Source organism: Pedobacter sp. GR22-6 (assembly GCF_037402555.1).
In the GTDB taxonomy this organism is placed as follows: domain Bacteria; phylum Bacteroidota; class Bacteroidia; order Sphingobacteriales; family Sphingobacteriaceae; genus Pedobacter.
On sequence record NZ_JBBEUC010000007.1, the window covers coordinates 286,120 to 301,873 of the forward strand.

The 15,754-nt window shown below is 46.8% G+C and carries 13 protein-coding genes; 3 read left to right on the forward strand and 10 right to left on the reverse strand.

Annotation, left to right across the window (positions count from 1 at the left end):
• Positions 1-16: 16 nt before the first annotated feature.
• Positions 17-1,288, reverse strand: a complete 1,272-nt coding sequence (locus WAE59_RS25165) for a DASH family cryptochrome (protein WP_337858776.1) — start codon at positions 1,286-1,288, stop codon at positions 17-19.
• Positions 1,289-1,446: 158 nt separating this feature from the next.
• On the opposite strand from WAE59_RS25165, the gene WAE59_RS25170 reads away from it, so the two are divergent.
• Both WAE59_RS25170 and WAE59_RS25175 read left to right on the forward strand, forming a co-directional pair.
• Positions 1,447-2,355 carry a TIGR01777 family oxidoreductase gene (locus tag WAE59_RS25170; protein ID WP_337858777.1) on the forward strand — a complete coding sequence of 303 codons (909 nt, stop codon included), beginning with the start codon at positions 1,447-1,449 and terminating at the stop codon, positions 2,353-2,355.
• Positions 2,352-3,659: a cryptochrome/photolyase family protein gene (locus WAE59_RS25175; RefSeq protein ID WP_337858778.1), complete on the forward strand. Its 1,308-nt coding sequence runs from the start codon at positions 2,352-2,354 to the stop codon at positions 3,657-3,659. The genes WAE59_RS25170 and WAE59_RS25175 overlap by 4 nt, the downstream gene beginning before the upstream one ends.
• Positions 3,660-3,668: 9 nt before the next feature.
• On the opposite strand, the gene WAE59_RS25180 is transcribed toward WAE59_RS25175, so the two are convergent.
• The 8 genes from WAE59_RS25180 to WAE59_RS25215 form a co-directional block, all read right to left on the reverse strand.
• On the reverse strand, positions 3,669-4,559 hold the full coding sequence (locus WAE59_RS25180; RefSeq protein WP_337858779.1) for an FKBP-type peptidyl-prolyl cis-trans isomerase: 891 nt from the start codon (positions 4,557-4,559) through the stop codon (positions 3,669-3,671).
• Between the two features lie 16 nt (positions 4,560-4,575).
• Positions 4,576-5,085, reverse strand: coding sequence for an FKBP-type peptidyl-prolyl cis-trans isomerase (locus WAE59_RS25185; RefSeq protein ID WP_337858780.1), 510 nt, complete (start codon positions 5,083-5,085; stop codon positions 4,576-4,578).
• A gap of 119 nt (positions 5,086-5,204) precedes the next feature.
• Positions 5,205-6,995: an acyl-CoA dehydrogenase family protein gene (locus WAE59_RS25190; RefSeq protein ID WP_337858781.1), complete on the reverse strand. Its 1,791-nt coding sequence runs from the start codon at positions 6,993-6,995 to the stop codon at positions 5,205-5,207.
• Between the two features lie 53 nt (positions 6,996-7,048).
• The gene (locus tag WAE59_RS25195; RefSeq protein ID WP_337858782.1) at positions 7,049-8,227 is read right to left on the reverse strand and encodes an acetyl-CoA C-acyltransferase; all 1,179 of its coding nucleotides are present in this window, start codon (positions 8,225-8,227) and stop codon (positions 7,049-7,051) included.
• A 4-nt stretch (positions 8,228-8,231) separates the two neighbouring features.
• Positions 8,232-10,595, reverse strand: a complete 2,364-nt coding sequence (locus WAE59_RS25200; RefSeq protein ID WP_337858791.1) for a 3-hydroxyacyl-CoA dehydrogenase/enoyl-CoA hydratase family protein — start codon at positions 10,593-10,595, stop codon at positions 8,232-8,234.
• Positions 10,576-11,031, reverse strand: coding sequence for a MarR family winged helix-turn-helix transcriptional regulator (locus tag WAE59_RS25205; RefSeq protein WP_337858783.1), 456 nt, complete (start codon positions 11,029-11,031; stop codon positions 10,576-10,578). Before WAE59_RS25205 ends, WAE59_RS25200 begins: the two co-directional genes overlap by 20 nt.
• 83 nt (positions 11,032-11,114) lie before the next feature.
• Positions 11,115-12,896, reverse strand: coding sequence for an AMP-dependent synthetase/ligase (locus WAE59_RS25210; protein WP_337858784.1), 1,782 nt, complete (start codon positions 12,894-12,896; stop codon positions 11,115-11,117).
• 111 nt (positions 12,897-13,007) lie between these two features.
• Entirely contained in the window at positions 13,008-13,715 is a 708-nt protein-coding gene (locus tag WAE59_RS25215; protein WP_337858785.1) for a DUF2490 domain-containing protein, read from the reverse strand.
• Positions 13,716-13,878: 163 nt separating this feature from the next.
• Between WAE59_RS25215 and WAE59_RS25220 the strand changes: the two genes are divergently transcribed.
• A complete protein-coding gene (locus WAE59_RS25220) occupies positions 13,879-15,075 on the forward strand; it encodes an ATP-binding protein (RefSeq protein ID WP_337858786.1) in 1,197 nt (398 codons plus the stop codon).
• Here WAE59_RS25220 and WAE59_RS25225 read toward each other — a convergent pair.
• Positions 15,055-15,726: a DUF6266 family protein gene (locus WAE59_RS25225; RefSeq protein ID WP_337858787.1), complete on the reverse strand. Its 672-nt coding sequence runs from the start codon at positions 15,724-15,726 to the stop codon at positions 15,055-15,057. The two genes, WAE59_RS25220 and WAE59_RS25225, sit on opposite strands and share 21 nt — an antisense overlap.
• Between the last annotated feature and the right edge of the window lie 28 nt (positions 15,727-15,754).

Below are 15,754 nucleotides of genomic sequence, written 5' to 3' on the forward strand. Positions count from 1 at the left end.
ATCCCAAACTGGCTTTCTAAACAACTGCTGTTATTGCAACATCAAGAATTTTCATTTGTTTTTCCAGATCAAAAGTATTTTTCGATTTGAGGTCTAAACCTACCCCTGCAACACTGGCCCAATTGCCCCAGTTGCTTGCCGGTGAGTAGTCGATCAGCTTTTCCTCAAAATAAGCAGCTCCTTTTGTCCAGTGTATTTTAAACACATGAACAAGGAAAGTGGCTACCAGCAACCTTGCCGGAAAAGTAATAAAACCGGTTTCATTCAGTTGTTGCATATAGCGGTCTACCAGCAGATGCCCTGTACTGGCCGCTTTCCATTGCAATGTAAGTTCGTCATCCGCAGCTACAGGCGCCTGGATCAATTCCTCAAAATCGCTTTCCTGAAAAAACTTCAAGCCATGTTTTTTAAACATAAACCGGTAATAGTCCCTCCAAAGCAGACCCAGCAATACCTGGTTAAAATTTGGATGGCTACCATGCAATGCTTCCGCCTCTTTCACCTGCCAGTAAACTTTACGCGGCGATAAACAGCCAAAAGCCAGCCAGGCCGATAACCTGGAGGAAAAACCTTCTTTATCCGGAGTATTTTTAACCGGTTTGTTGTAAATAAAAGATCCCGTAGCGAGCAACTCAGTCAAATGCATCAATGCCTGGTCCTCTCCACCTGTACTATAACACGCTGCAGACAACTCTTCTTCAAAGCCCAGGTCAGCAAGTCCGGGTACCTCTCCCCAAACCGCATTCTCCACAAAAGCAATCTGCTCAGGCACCTCAAAACAAGCCTTCACGATCGCATCCCGTTCAGTTTTCTTTTTAAACTGGGCAAAAACGTCAGGAATATCTTTAATGGGAAAAGGCAGGTCTTCTTTATTATATAAAGTATGCCCTATGAAGTGCTTCAGGTTGATGCGTTGTTTCCAAAGCACATCTTCTACACTGGCCGACACCGCTGTCTCTTCCGGACTTACCTCGCGGTGGTGGTAGACTTCAGCAATCTCAAAGCGTTCCACAAGTTCAGAAAAATGATCTTCCGGCTTACCCTGTATCAACAGGATATCGCCGCCTTTTTCCTGAAAAGCCTTTCTCAGAGATAAAATACTTTCCAATAGGAACCGGGCCCTGATCTTTCCGGTCTTCGCGGTTTCGAAACTGGTATTAATGAAATAGCGTGGATCGAAGAAATAGACGGGAAGAATACTGTCCGACTTAGCGATCGCCTCAACCAACATTTCATTGTCGTGTAAGCGTAGATCATTCCTAAACCAAACCAGTATTTTCTTAGACATGATAAAATTCCCTGTAGCGCTGTTTAACTAATCAACAAAAATATAGGTTTTATTAGCTTAGGGCGAATCCCTTATGCAATATTTACATAAGCAAAACAAATTATTGTAATTTAACCCAGCTTTTTGAAACTAAAGCACAAACCTCAGGTTATTTTAACATGAAGAAGCAAATCTTAATTACCGGTGCTACCGGTTTAGTTGGCAAGCAACTCATAAAAGCATTACATGGATTGGGGCATGACATTTCCATTCTGTCCAGAAAGAATGCCCCTGTAAAAAACGCGAAGGTCTTTCTTTGGGACGTGTACAACCAAACGATAGACTCCGCCTGCATGGCCGGCATAGATACGGTCATCCACCTGGCGGGTGAACCGATCGCTGAAAAGAAATGGACGAAAGAGCGCAAACAGCAGATCATAGACAGCCGGGTCAAGAGCACCGAATTGTTGTACAAAACCATCAGGGAACAGGGCAGCCAGGTGAAAACTTTCATCTCTGCATCAGCTGTGGGTTATTATGGCGACCGTGCCGACGAGATCCTCCAAGAAGATTCCGGAACTGGTACAGGCTTCATGGCCCGCTGCTGCAAACTATGGGAAGATGCCATTGATGAAGGTGAATCGATGGGCATCCGGGTCGTCAAATTTCGCATTGGCTTTATCCTTGCAAAGGGAGAAGGCGCCTTAGCTTCAATGGACAAACCCATCCGCTATTTTGCAGGCGCAGCGCTGGGTACAGGCGCGCAATGGATTCCCTGGGTGCATATAGACGACATCGTCAACATGTTTGTCGAGGCAGTAAACGAGCCCGGCTACCAAGGTGCGTACAATGCCTGCGCAGCTTTCCCGGTTACCAATGCTACCTTAACAAAAGCCATCGCAAAGGCGCTAAACAGGCCGGTATGGCCTTTGAAGGTTCCTGAAAAAGTATTGGAAATGATCCTAGGCAAGATGAGCGCAGTGGTCACACTCAGCACCAATGCTTCTGCCCAAAAACTGCTCGATGCAGGATTTATTTTCAAATTTACCCGTCTTGAAGATGCTTTAGCCGATATTTACAGCAAATGAGTAAAAAAGAGATCAGCATATGCTGGCTGCGAAGGGACCTCCGCTTAGAAGACCATGCAGCCTTATACCATGCCCTGAAGGCACCCTACCCTGTCCTGTTGTTGTTTATCTTCGACACGAAGATCCTTGACAAGCTAGACAATAAAACCGATCCCAGGCTCGCCTTTATTCACGACACCGTACACCAACTCCATACGGAACTCCAATCTCTGGGTTCTTCCATTCTGGTAAAGTACGGAAGTCCGGAAGCGGCCTGGCAGGAAGTGTTGAAAACATACCAGGTCAAATCCGTATTTACCAATCAGGACTATGAACCTTATGCCAAAGAACGGGACGATGCACTTGCAGAATACCTGAGTTCAGAAGGCATTAGTTTCAAGAGCTTTAAAGACCAGGTGATCTTTGAAAAAGAAGAAATCACCAAAGCCGATGGGAAACCCTACACAGTTTTCACGCCTTATTTCAGGCAATGGCAGCAAAAGCTGAACGATTTTTATGTCAAGGAATATCCTGTAAAGAAATACCTGAACAATCTTCTTCAAATCGGCCCATTAAACATCCCGACACTGGAACATATGGGTTTTGAAAGGTCGGCAATGAAATTTCCTTCGGAGGATTTCGCGGCTAAACTCCAGGGCTATGAGGAGCGCAGGGACTTTCCTGCCGATGATGCCACCACCCACATCGGCCTGCACCTGCGCTTTGGAACCATCAGCATCCGTCATGCTGCCAGGGAAGCCCTGAAACAAAAAGCAGACAAATGGCTGTCGGAACTGGCCTGGCGTGACTTCTACATGATGATCCTCTGGCATTTTCCGCATACCACAAATCAATCCTTTAAGCCGGCTTATGACAACATCAAATGGAGAAACGACGAGCAGGAGTTTAAGGCCTGGTGTGAGGGAATGACCGGATACCCGATCGTGGACGCAGGCATGAGGCAGCTCAACCAAACGGGATACATGCACAACCGGGTGCGCATGATCGTTGGCAGTTTCCTGACCAAGCATTTACTAATCGACTGGCGCTGGGGAGAGGCTTATTTTGCGGAGAAATTATTGGATTATGAAATGGCCAGCAATGTGGGCGGCTGGCAATGGGCCTGTGGCTGTGGTAATGATGCAGCACCCTATTTCCGGGTATTCAACCCGGAGCTACAGACAAAGAAATTTGATCCCGATTTCAAGTACATCAACAAATGGCTGCCTGAGTATCAACAAAAAAAGCATGTCCAACCGATAGTTGATCATGCTTTTGCAAGGGAAAGGATCTTAAAAGTTTTTAAGGAAGCTCTGGCTTCCTAAACTTTTTTATTAATTCGTTACTTCTAAAATTTCAATATCAAAATCCAGAATGGCATTAGGTAAAACACCCGTTGTGCCCGCGGTGCCATATGCTTCTGAAGAAGGGATAAACAGTCTTACTTTTGCACCTTTAGTGAACTTAGTAAGCACCTCCCAGTTGGCAGCCAGTGATCCTAAAACAAATGAAAATGTTCCATCTGTACTCGAGTCAAACACGGTTCCATTCAAATAACGGCCGGTATAGTTTCCTTTCAGGGCAGTAGTCATGTTGATAGGATCAGTTCCGGTACCTTGTTGTACAACCACGTAGTACACACCTGATGAATCTTTCGTTGCAGTTAGTCCTTTTGCTGCGATATACTGACTGATCAGGCGATTATCAAGCTTCCTTTGTGTCCTTTCAGGGTAGGTATTTACCAGTACTTCCAGGATTTCATTGGAAGGTACGCCATAGCTTGTATTTCCATTTTTACCAAAACCCAGGTAAGAAGGCAATACGATCCTTGCTGTGCCACCAGGTTTTAGTTCCTGTATTGCACGTCTGATCCCGCTGGCATTAGCCAAGCCGATCAGACCATTGGTGTATCCCACGAAAGTTCCGATATTGGTGTTTGCAGGCGTACTGTAATACACCGTTCCGTTTAGCAAAGACTTAACGGTTACATAATACAATACGGAGTCCTTGTTACTGAAAGTAGTGCCCGTTCCCGGGGTCAGGATTTGGTAGTAATATCCTGATCCGTCCGGATCCGGTTTTGCCGTAATGTTGTTTTTCGAAAAATACTCCTGGATTTTAGCCTGGTCTATATTTTGAATTGACTCATAATCCTTCTTGCAAGAACTCATCACAACGATCATTCCCAATAAGGCGAAGGCATATGAGGATATTTTATTTAACATATTCTATTTTAATTATTTACTTTTTATACTTTACTTTTCTCAGGTTGACACTGAAATCCAGTATCGAATTTGGGGGCAGGTTCTGGCGATATAAAGTTCCGTAACTTACCGGTATGTTTCGGTAAGCCAATGTAGAGGGAACGATCATGCGAATTGCCCCTCCCGCTTTGATCAAAGGCACCACCTTCTGCCAGCCGGGCATTACGGCATTCAGCACAATCCTGGAGGTATCCGTTTCCGTCGAAGCAATAAACGAGGAATCAGCAGCCAGTACCCGGCCTTCATATTGCACTAACAAAGTGTCATCCACTGTGATCGACTTTGTCCCTGTCCCGGACCGAATTACCTTATAATAAACTCCACTTTCATGCTTGGTAAAAGTGACCGTATCTTTGGCAATCCATGCTTTTATGGCCGCATCATCTATGGCAAGCTGGGCACCTTCATCGTATGGAACTGCCTTCTCGCAGGCGACAAACATGCCGAGCGCTACAGAAATCCCCAATAAAAGCCTGCTTTTGAACATAAGGCACAAAAATACTCTTTTATTAGGGACGGCGCAATTTTTAACCATTTTTAACAATTGCATAAAAAAACGCCCTTACAGAGGTAAAGGCGCTCAGTTTAAATGAATATCGTATGGGTTTAATAGCAATACTTATTGGCAGCAATCATTTGTTGCGCCACTTTTTGCCTGGTTTCTTTCACGTTGAAAGCCTCCATTTTAGTGAACCTGCGCAGGCCCACCAGCATCATGCGCTGTTCATCGCCTTCTGCAAATGCCCACAGCGCTTCCTTACCCGCTTTTTGCACTGCATCTACAGCTTCCACAAAATACATGCGCATCAGGTTCAGCTGACCTTCACAAGCAGCCTCTCCCCTCAGGCTCACCAGCTTCTCCGTGCGGAGCATGGCCGATTCTGCCACATAAACATAGCTGGCCATGTCGGCAATGTTCATCAAAATTTCCTGCTCTTTGGAAAGGCTCATCATGAGCTTCTGTACCGCTGCTCCCGCTACCATCAGGGTTGCCTTTTTCAGGTTCCTGATGATCTTTTTCTCTGCAGCAAATAAAGTGTCATCTTCCTCACCAAAATCAGGTATCGACATCAGTTCAGCCGCTACCGCAGTAGCCGGGGTCATCAGGTCCAGTTCACCTTTCATCGCACGCTTCAGCATCATGTCTACGGTCAATAGCCTGTTGATCTCGTTTGTACCTTCAAAAATCCTGTTGATCCTCGCATCCCTGTAGGCCCGGTCCATTGGTGCATCGGCTGAAAAGCCCATACCGCCATAGATCTGCACCCCTTCATCTACCACATAATCCAGGGCTTCAGAGCCCCATACTTTCAGGATGGCGCATTCAACTGCAAATTGCTCTGTAGATTTTAGTTTTGCCTTAGCTTCGTCCATGCCGCCTGCCACAAGTGCATCGTAGGCATCGTCGATGTTCTGTCCTGCACGGTAATTTGCCGATTCTACCGCATATACCTTTGCCGCCATTTCAGCCAGTTTAAACCGGATTGCACCATATTTGGAAATCGGACGATCAAATTGGATCCGTTCATTCGAATAGTTCACCGCAGTATCTATAACAGCCTTCGAAGCCCCTATAGCCGCAGCGGCCAACTTGATCCGACCTATATTCAATATATTTACCGCAATCTTAAAACCATTCTGGCGCTCAGACAACATGTTCTCTACCGGCACCGGGCAGTCGTTGAAAAACACCTGCCTGGTCGAAGAGCCCTTGATGCCCATCTTGTGTTCTTCAGGGTTCATGGTAATCCCGCCAAATTCCTTTTCTACGATGAAAGCCGTCAGGTTGGCATCATCATCTATTTTAGCGAACACGATAAATACATCTGCAAAACCACCATTGGTGATCCACATTTTCTGTCCATTGATCACATAATGCTTGCCGTCTTCAGACAGTTTGGCTTTGGTCTTGCCCGAATTGGCATCCGAACCTGAATTAGGCTCTGTCAGGCAATATGCCGCTTTCCACTCCCCGGTGCCCAGTTTGGGAATGTATTTGTCTTTTTGTGCATCATTCCCATAGTACAGGATCGGCAAGGTACCTATCCCGGTATGTGCAGATAGGGCTACGGCAAAAGAATGCCCCGCACCGATCACATCCGCAACCAACATTGAGGTATTGAAATTCTTACCAAAACCACCATACTGTTCAGGAATGGAAACCCCCAAAATTCCCAGTTCTCCGGCCTTGTCCATTAAGGAAGGCATCAGGCCCTCTTCCTGGGTATCAATCCGGTCTAGTTGCGGATAAACTTCCGCTGCCAGAAAATCCCGGCAGGTCTGGGCAATCATCCGTTGTTCTTCATCAAATTCTTCAGGAATGAATACATCCTGGTAAGCGGTTTCTGAGATTAAGAACTCGCCGCCTTTAATTGTTTTTTTGTCTGTAGCTTCCATCTTTACTGTTGATAATTTTAAGTCCTGAGCTTTAAGTACTACTTACCACTCTTTTATAGCATTTCAAAAATACCGGCAGCTCCTTGTCCACTACCCACACACATGGTTACCATGCCATATTTTTGATCTCTGCGTTTCAATTCATTAAATAACTGCACCGATAATTTGGCACCTGTACAGCCCAGTGGGTGCCCCAGGGCAATCGCTCCACCATTCACATTCAATTTTTCTGGATCCAGTCCTAAAGTCCGGATGATGGCCAGCGACTGTGATGCAAAAGCCTCATTCAGCTCGATCAGGTCCATCTGCTCCAATGTCATCCCGGCTTGTTTCAATGCCTTAGGTATCGCGTAGATCGGGCCGATGCCCATGATGCGCGGAGGAACACCCGCTATCCCATAGCTGACCAGTCTGGCAATAGGATATACCCCCAGCTCCTTCATTTTCTGTTCAGAAACCACCAGTACGAAGGCAGCGCCATCCGAGGTCTGGGACGAATTTCCTGCAGTAATGCAACCATCGGCTGCAAATACCGGTTTCAATTTCGCCAGTTTCTCCAAAGTAGTATCTGCCCTTGGCCCTTCATCTGTATCTACCACATAGCTGCGCGTCTTTTTCTTCATATCCGCATCCAGGTAGTTTTCATTGACCGTGATGGGCAGTACCCCTGCTTTCAGGTGGCCATTTTTGATGGCCTCCACCGCTTTCTGATGTGAATTGAAAGCAAACTCATCCTGATCTTCCCTGCTCACCTGATATTCTGCAGCCACTGCCTCTGCAGTAAGCCCCATGCCCCAGTACCAGTCCGGATTATTTTTCGCCACATCAGGGTTCGGCACCACTTTCCAGCCTCCAAAGGGCATGCCCGACATCACCTCTACGCCACCCGCTATAATACAGTCGGCCATGCCACTCCTGATTTTTGCCACTGCAGTCGCGATTGTTTCCAATCCCGATGCACAATACCTGTTCACCGTCACGCCCGGCACCTTGTCCGTATCCAATCCCATAAGGGAGATCATTCTCCCGATATTGAGGCCCTGTTCTGCTTCCGGAGTTGCATTTCCCACGATCACATCATCTATTTGCTCCTTATCCAGATTGGGCACAGCAGCTACCAGATGCCTGATCACTTCCGCAGCCAGGTCATCTGCCCTTGTAAAACGAAATACACCACGTGGCGCCTTGCCCACAGCTGTACGATATCCTGCTATAATATATGCTTCCTGCATGTCATTAATTTCTTAAAGGTTTACCCTTGGTTACTATACTCTGAATCCGTTCTAAGGTCTTGCGTTCTCCGCAGAGCGATAGGAATGCTTCCCTTTCCAGATCCAGTAAATATTGCTCTGTTACTTCCGTAGGTGCCGATAGATCTCCCCCGCACATCACCCATCCCAGTTTCTCCGAGATTTTCTTATCGTGTTCAGAGATGTAATGTCCCGAATACATGGTGTTCGCACCTGCGTAAACAATACCCAGTCCCTGCTTGCCCAGCACTTTAATGTCCTTACGGCGCACCGGCTGGGTATAGCCTGCTTCTGCCAGTTCTATGGCTTTGGCTTTGGCATCTGCGATCAGGCGGCTCCTGTTCATGCTGATCGAATACTTGTCCTTTTGCAGGTAGCCCAGTTCAAAGGCCTCCACTGCCGAGGTCGACACTTTGGCCATACCGATCGTCAGGAAACGGTCTTTCAGCACCTGCTGAACGATCTGATCGTCCTTAAACTCGTCGGAAGCACGAAGTGCGAACTCCTTAGTTCCGCCACCTCCAGGGATCACGCCCACACCAAACTCCACCAGTCCCATATAAGTCTCTGCATTCAATTGCACATGGTCGGCATGCAAACTAAATTCACATCCCCCACCCAGGGTCAGGTTATGTGGTGCTACCACCACAGGGATCGAGGAATACCTGATGCGCATCGATGTGTTCTGGAACATGCGGATGGCCAGGTTCAATTCTTCCCATTCCTGCTCTACCGCCATCATAAAGATCATCCCCACATTGGCACCCGCAGAAAAGTTTGCGCCATCATTGCCGATCACCAGTCCCCTATATTCTTTCTCCGCCAGATCTATGGCTTTATTGATAGCCTGCAGCGTGTCGCCCCCGATGGTGTTCATTTTAGAATGAAACTCTACATTCAGGATGCCATCGCCCAGGTCAATGATCGATGCACCGGCGTTTTTCCAGATCACCTTATTGGCAGCCCTCAGGTTGTCCAGGATGACGAATTCATCTGTGCCCGGGATGGCTTTATAGCTTTTTGAGGGGATATCATAATATTTTTTAACCCCCTCTTCTATTTTATAGAATGAAGTATGTCCGGCATCCAACAGCTCCTGTACCCAGGCGGCAGCTTCATGTCCATAGGCTTTCATGCCTTCTATGGCGGCTTTTACACCCACAGCGTCCCATACTTCAAACGGGCCAAGTTCCCAGCCGAAGCCAGCCCTCATGGCATCATCTATACGGTACAGCTCATCGGAAATCTCGGGGATCCTGTCAGACACGTATTCAAACAAACCGAAGAACGAAGCGCGGAAGAGTTCCGCAGCCTTATCCTTACCTGCAGCAAAAACCTTCATGCGGTCGGCCACCTTGTCAATGGATTTGGTCAGATCGAGGGTTGCAGATTTCACCTTCTCCTGCGGCCGGTATTCCAGCGTTTTCAGGTCGAGGGCCAGTATTTCAGTTTTGCCTTCGGCAGTTTTTGTCTTTTTATAGAATCCCTGTTTGGTCTTATCGCCCAGCCAGTTGTTGGCTTCCATCTTTGCCACATAGTCCGGTAAGCGGAACAGGTCATGCGCTTTGTCTTCAGGAAGGTTATCGTGCAGACCTTTCGCCACCTTGATCATGGTGTCCAGTCCTACCACATCTGTAGTACGGAAAGTCGCAGATTTTGGTCTGCCCAATGCCGGACCTGTATATTTATCTACTTCCTCTACGGTAAGTCCCATTTTCTCCACCAGGTGCAGTAGCGCCATGATCGAGTAGACCCCTACCCGGTTGGCGATGAAAGCAGGTGTATCTTTGCAGAGTACCGTCGTTTTGCCCAGGAACTTATCTCCGTAGTGCATCAGGAAATCTACCAGCTCCGGTTTGGTATGCGGTGTAGGGATGATCTCCAGCAAACGCAGGTAGCGCGGCGGATTGAAGAAATGGCTGCCACAGAAATTGGCCTTAAAATCGTCGCTACGGCCCTCGGCCATCAGGTGGATCGGGATACCCGAAGTATTCGATGTCACCAGCGTACCCGGCTTACGGTGTTGTTCCACCTGGTCAAACACCTTTTTCTTGATATCCAGGTTTTCCACCACCACTTCAATGATCCAGTCGACACCGGCAATCTTTGCCATGTCATCCTCAAAATTACCAGTACTGATCTTATTCAGTACTTTTTTAGAATAAACCGGTGAGGGATTCGTTTTCACTGCATTTTGCAATGCTGCATCCACAATGCTGTTTCTCGCCCCTTCCTTCGGCACTATATCCAACAACAAGACCTCAACGCCAATATTTGCAAAGTGACAGGCAATGCGCGACCCCATAATTCCGGAGCCCAGTACCGCGACTTTATTTATCTTTTTGTTCATCATGCTCAGTATTTGTATATGCTAAAGTGAGTTTGTTCAGCTTTTGTAATGTCGATATCAGGTTATTTTTTTCGCTGGACGTCAAATTCTTGTTCAGGTAATCATTGAAGGAGATCACCACGTTCTTTGCGAGGTGACGCTTCTCTACACCAAAATCCGTCAGGTAAACTTTCACAGAACGCTTGTCGCCACTAGCGGTTTCACGGTATATTAACCCCAGATCCTCCATATTGTTTAGCATCCTGGACAGACTGGTCGCCTTTACACCGAGTAGTGCCGCAAGCTGAGAAACTGCTGTTCCTTCTTTGTCGATGTTGATAAGCACATACCCTATTGCCTGGGTAATGCCAAAGCCAGAAGCGATCTGGTTGTAGGTGTTGGCCATGTTCTGCCATACCACCTTTAAAAAATAATCTACTGTCTCCTGTTGTTTCATTTTGCTATGCTTGCATAACAAAGCTATCGAAATAATGTTTATAATGCAAGCATAATTATGCGGAAATATTTTCTTTTTTTAGCCTAATGCTCCGGGCCCTTATATCCCTCTGCATCAGCGTAGATCTTTTCGATGACGGCTTTATTTTTCTCGAGGATCACTTTCCTTTTCAGGCTCAGTTTTGGTGTAAGTTCGCCACCGTCTATGCTCCACATTTTGGGCAGCAGGGCAAAGCGCTTTACCTGCTCCCATTTACCGAAATCTTTGCAGCTGAAACCCACGATCTGGTCAAATTTTTCCAGCACCTGCGGGTTTTTAATCATCTCTTCATCCGTGCTGTAGGCAATTCCTTTTTTGGCTGCCCAGCTTTTCAGCGCAGCGAAGTTGGGCACGATCAAGGCCGCAGGAAATTTGCGGTTCTCGCCCAGTACCATCACCTGCTCTACCAATGGGGTTTCTTTAAATTTATTTTCTATGGTCTGCGGGGCTACATATTTGCCACCTGCAGTTTTAAAGATCTCTTTCTTGCGGTCGGTGATCTTCAGGAACTTGCCATTGATGATTTCCCCGATATCTCCGGTATGGAACCATCCATCCGCATCTATAGTCTCTGCAGTAAGGTCATCACGCAAATAATAACCCTTCATCACGGCATGTCCGCGCACCAATACCTCACCATCATCTGCTATTTTGATTTCTACACCTTCAATCGCAGGACCAACCGTACCGAACATGGCGTTTTCAAAATGGTTTACGGTGATCACCGGAGAAGTTTCCGTCAGGCCATAACCTTCAAAGACCGGCATACCCGCAGCCCAGAAAATCCTGGCCAGGCGTGGGTTCAGCGCTGCGCCTCCGGAAATGATCACAATGATGTTTCCGCCCAGGGCCTCCTGCCATTTTTTAAAAACCAGCTTCCTGGCAATGTTCAGCTTAAAGTTATAGAACCAGCCGCTTTCAATCTCATATTGCTCTGCCAGTGCCACCGACCAGAAGAAGATGCCCCTTTTGATGCCGGTCAGCGCCTTACCTTTCTCCATGATCTTTTCGTAGACCTTTTCCAGCAAGCGGGGCACAGTAGAAAATACGCTGGGCTGTACGGACTGGATATCGGCTACGATGGTATCCATGCTTTCCGCATAATACACCGCTACTCCCGAATACATATAAAGGTATACCACCATGCGTTCGAAGATGTGCGACAGTGGCAGGAAGCTCAAGCCCTTTTTGATACCTTCCGGCAGCAGTACTGCAGAATTCTCAAAGTTCTTCACCAGGTTATTGTGGGTCAGCATTACCCCTTTCGGTGTGCCGGTAGTACCCGAAGTATAGATCAGGGTCAGGATATCCTCCGGGCTTATCGCATCGCGGTAGCCTTTCAGGTCCAGATCTGCTTTTCCCGCTCCTGCTTTCAATAAAACAGACCAATGTTCAGCTCCCGGCACCTCATCAAAAGTATAGATCTTCACCGGCGATTTCAGCTGCGGGTTTACCGCTTTTAGTTTTTCGTATATGGCAGCATCGGCAGCAAAAACCACCGTTACTTCGGCATTTTCCAGGATGAACTGGATGTCGTGTTCCGCCAGCGTGGGGTATAAGGGGATCTGGTAGGCGCCGATCTGCATGATCGCAAAATCAGAGATGTTCCATTCCGGCCTGTTGTGCGACATCACTGCTACGCGCGAGGCCTTGCCTATTCCCAGTTCGATGAGTCCCCTGCTCAGGGTATCCACCGTTTCGCAAAATTTTTCCGTACTGTATTTGACCCAGGCACCGGAAACCTTGCCGCTTATAAATTCTTCTTTCGGAAATTGCTCTAAGTTGTATTGAAGTAAATCGAATACTCTGGTGATCGTCGCAGCCATACGCTTCAGCTTATAATTTGGAATTTGGTTAAGAGGACAGCCTCTTCTCAAACTTAATTAAAAATAACTTAATTATTATCACTGAAAAACCATCTTCAACAGCAGAAAGTTTTAAAAGCGCGTATATATCGCCAGCTGCACAATATTGTTACTCGTATTATTGGCTGCCCCTTTGAGCGATTGGTTCATGTATCCCAGTTCGGCATCCATCTTTTTGCTAAAGCGGTATCCCGCGGCCAGGTAAGCACGGTTTTGGTCAAACACATGCCCGTTCAGTTCATCTTTAGCCTGTACATTCAGGAACACCTCATTCTGAACTGCGACGAAAGGCCCTTTTTCAAAAGCCCCGTCCTGTTTCTGCAGGGGAACTATTCCGCGGATAAAATACCTGGCCCTCTGGGCAAAGAAATCATCCCCTCCGATACGCTCTATGAAACGTTGCTCCAGCCTGAATCGGTGACTGATGTTCAGCCCTGCCAGTTTATGCTTATAGATGTACTGTTGCCAGATCCGGTGTTCGGTAATGCTGGATTTTGCGATGCCGTCCAGTTGCAGGAAAGTCGGGGTATAAAGGTAACCCAGGGTCACATCCGAACTTCCGTTGATGTAGTAAGTCAGCCCGGGTCTGATGAGGAGATTCCTGACGCCGTCCCATGCATCATTTGTACGCAGCTGCACATCCATGTGCATGCCCCATTTATCGTTGAATTTAGTCGTATTCATCAGGAACAGCCAGCCACTGTTTTGAATTCGGGTTTGCGCATTTGCGGCGATCGTGCAACAGAGCAATACCAGGACTGTAAAAACTTGCTTCTTCATGTTTGGTTATGTTTTGTGTGTCCGCTAAAATAACAAGAATTACCAGATTTACCAGTCCGGGAGCCTCAAAGTGCAAAAACGTATTCTTCAAGGTACGATTTTTAGCTAAATACGTACCTTGAAAGATACGTTTTTGCATATAAATTGTATCTTTGGTGGTACGATGGAAGCATTAGTTAACAAATTCAGGAGATTGATCAATAGTCACCAAACAACCTTTACCAGAGGTTTGAGTCAGCAAATCAACTGGGATGCCAGGGGAATATGCATCGAAGGCGCCAGGGGTACTGGAAAATCAACCTTAATGCTTCAGCACATCAAAGCGCATTTACCGATAGAAAAGAGCCTGTATGTTTCTTTAGATGATTTATATTTCCGGCAAAACAATTTACCTGATGTCGCAGAACAATTTTATGAATTGGGTGGCCGAAACCTGTTTCTGGATGAAGTACACAAGTACGATGATTGGCAAACAGCAGTCAAGAACATTTACGATTTTTTTCCGGAGATGAAACTGGTGGTGTCCGGTTCATCAATACTGGCCCTCCAAAAATCCCGCGCAGATCTGAGCAGGAGAATCCTTCATTACCATCTTCCGGAGCTCTCCCTGCGTGAATTTATTGCCTTAAGAAGCGGTCTGGAATTACCTGCATACAGTCTAACGGATGTCCTGACCAGACATGGCGAGATCAGTTTGCAATTGCAGGAACAACTGGTTTCCCCGCTGAAATATATGAAAGAATATTTCTCCTACGGAGCCTATCCATTCATTCTCGAAGGAGAAGCAGATTATTTCATGAAGATCAATCAGTTGATCAATGTCATCATAGATTATGATCTTCCTGAAGCAAGGGCTTTGGAAATCGCTACCCTTGCCAAACTAAAAAAGCTCCTGTATGTCATTTCCACATCTGTTCCATTTCAGCCCAACATCACTAAGCTGGCAGAGCAAGTGGATACTACCAGGACGCGGCTTTTGGAAATGCTGCACATTTTAGAACAATCCCAGCTCATTCATAACCTCAGGTCGGCGGCTCATGGGATCAGTTTGATGAACAAGCCGGAGAAAATTTTTCTTCACAACAACAGCCTGATTGCTGCGCTTGCGGAGGGAAAACCTGAAACAGGAAACATGCGCGAGACATTCTTCCTATCCCAGGTTGGAAATTCAGGAGCCATTGTTACCTATCCAAAAGAAGGTGACTTTCTGGTCAACGGCAAATACCTGTTTGAGGTAGGCGGCAAGAAAAAATCACAAAAGCAAATTAAAGCCTATGATGACGCTTTTGCAGTTGCAGATGACCTGGAGCATGGTTTTGGCAACAAAATTCCATTATGGTTATTTGGCTTCCTGTATTAACCCAAACCGCTTTCCTTCCACCTTCATTTCACCCAGATACTGTGTTGTACTTACTTCATCACCGGTACTGCGCACATAAAAAAGATACAGATGTAAAGCGTCCCGTGCAAAGTAGGGCGGCAGTTCCAGCAACACTTCCCCATCAGCACGCATTGCCGCATCTTTAAAACTGAGGAATTTTTTCTTTTCAGGATTGTAAGCGATGAAAGTCGCCCGGTCAGTACCTGCGCAAAAAATCGTTTCCAGTTGATCTTCCCATCTGATGTAAAGCGAAGCATTAGATTTCCGGGAGATCTCCCGGATCACAGCTGGATGCAGCGTACCCACACTAAAGATGGCTTTCGGGAAATCGATCTGAAAATCCGGAGCATCACCTGTAAGCGCCTGTTTGATGTGGTAAGACACTGCCGCATTCAGCGGTGTCTTGGCCGTTTTTACCGATTGAAAGCCGATGTTGATCAGCGAAATCAAGGGCTTTACCCAGCCCATGGCCACAGCAAACCGTTGGCGTTGGTTCAGTTGTGCCGGTGATGCCGGCTTGGTAACTTCCCAGGTACTCCTCAGGTAATCTATCCCCCGCCAGTTTGCGGCAATAGCATTACCAACTTTGCCTTTTATAGGCCCGTTTATTCCATTATTATATCTTGCCATTTTTTTAAGTTTAGTTAATAGTCATATT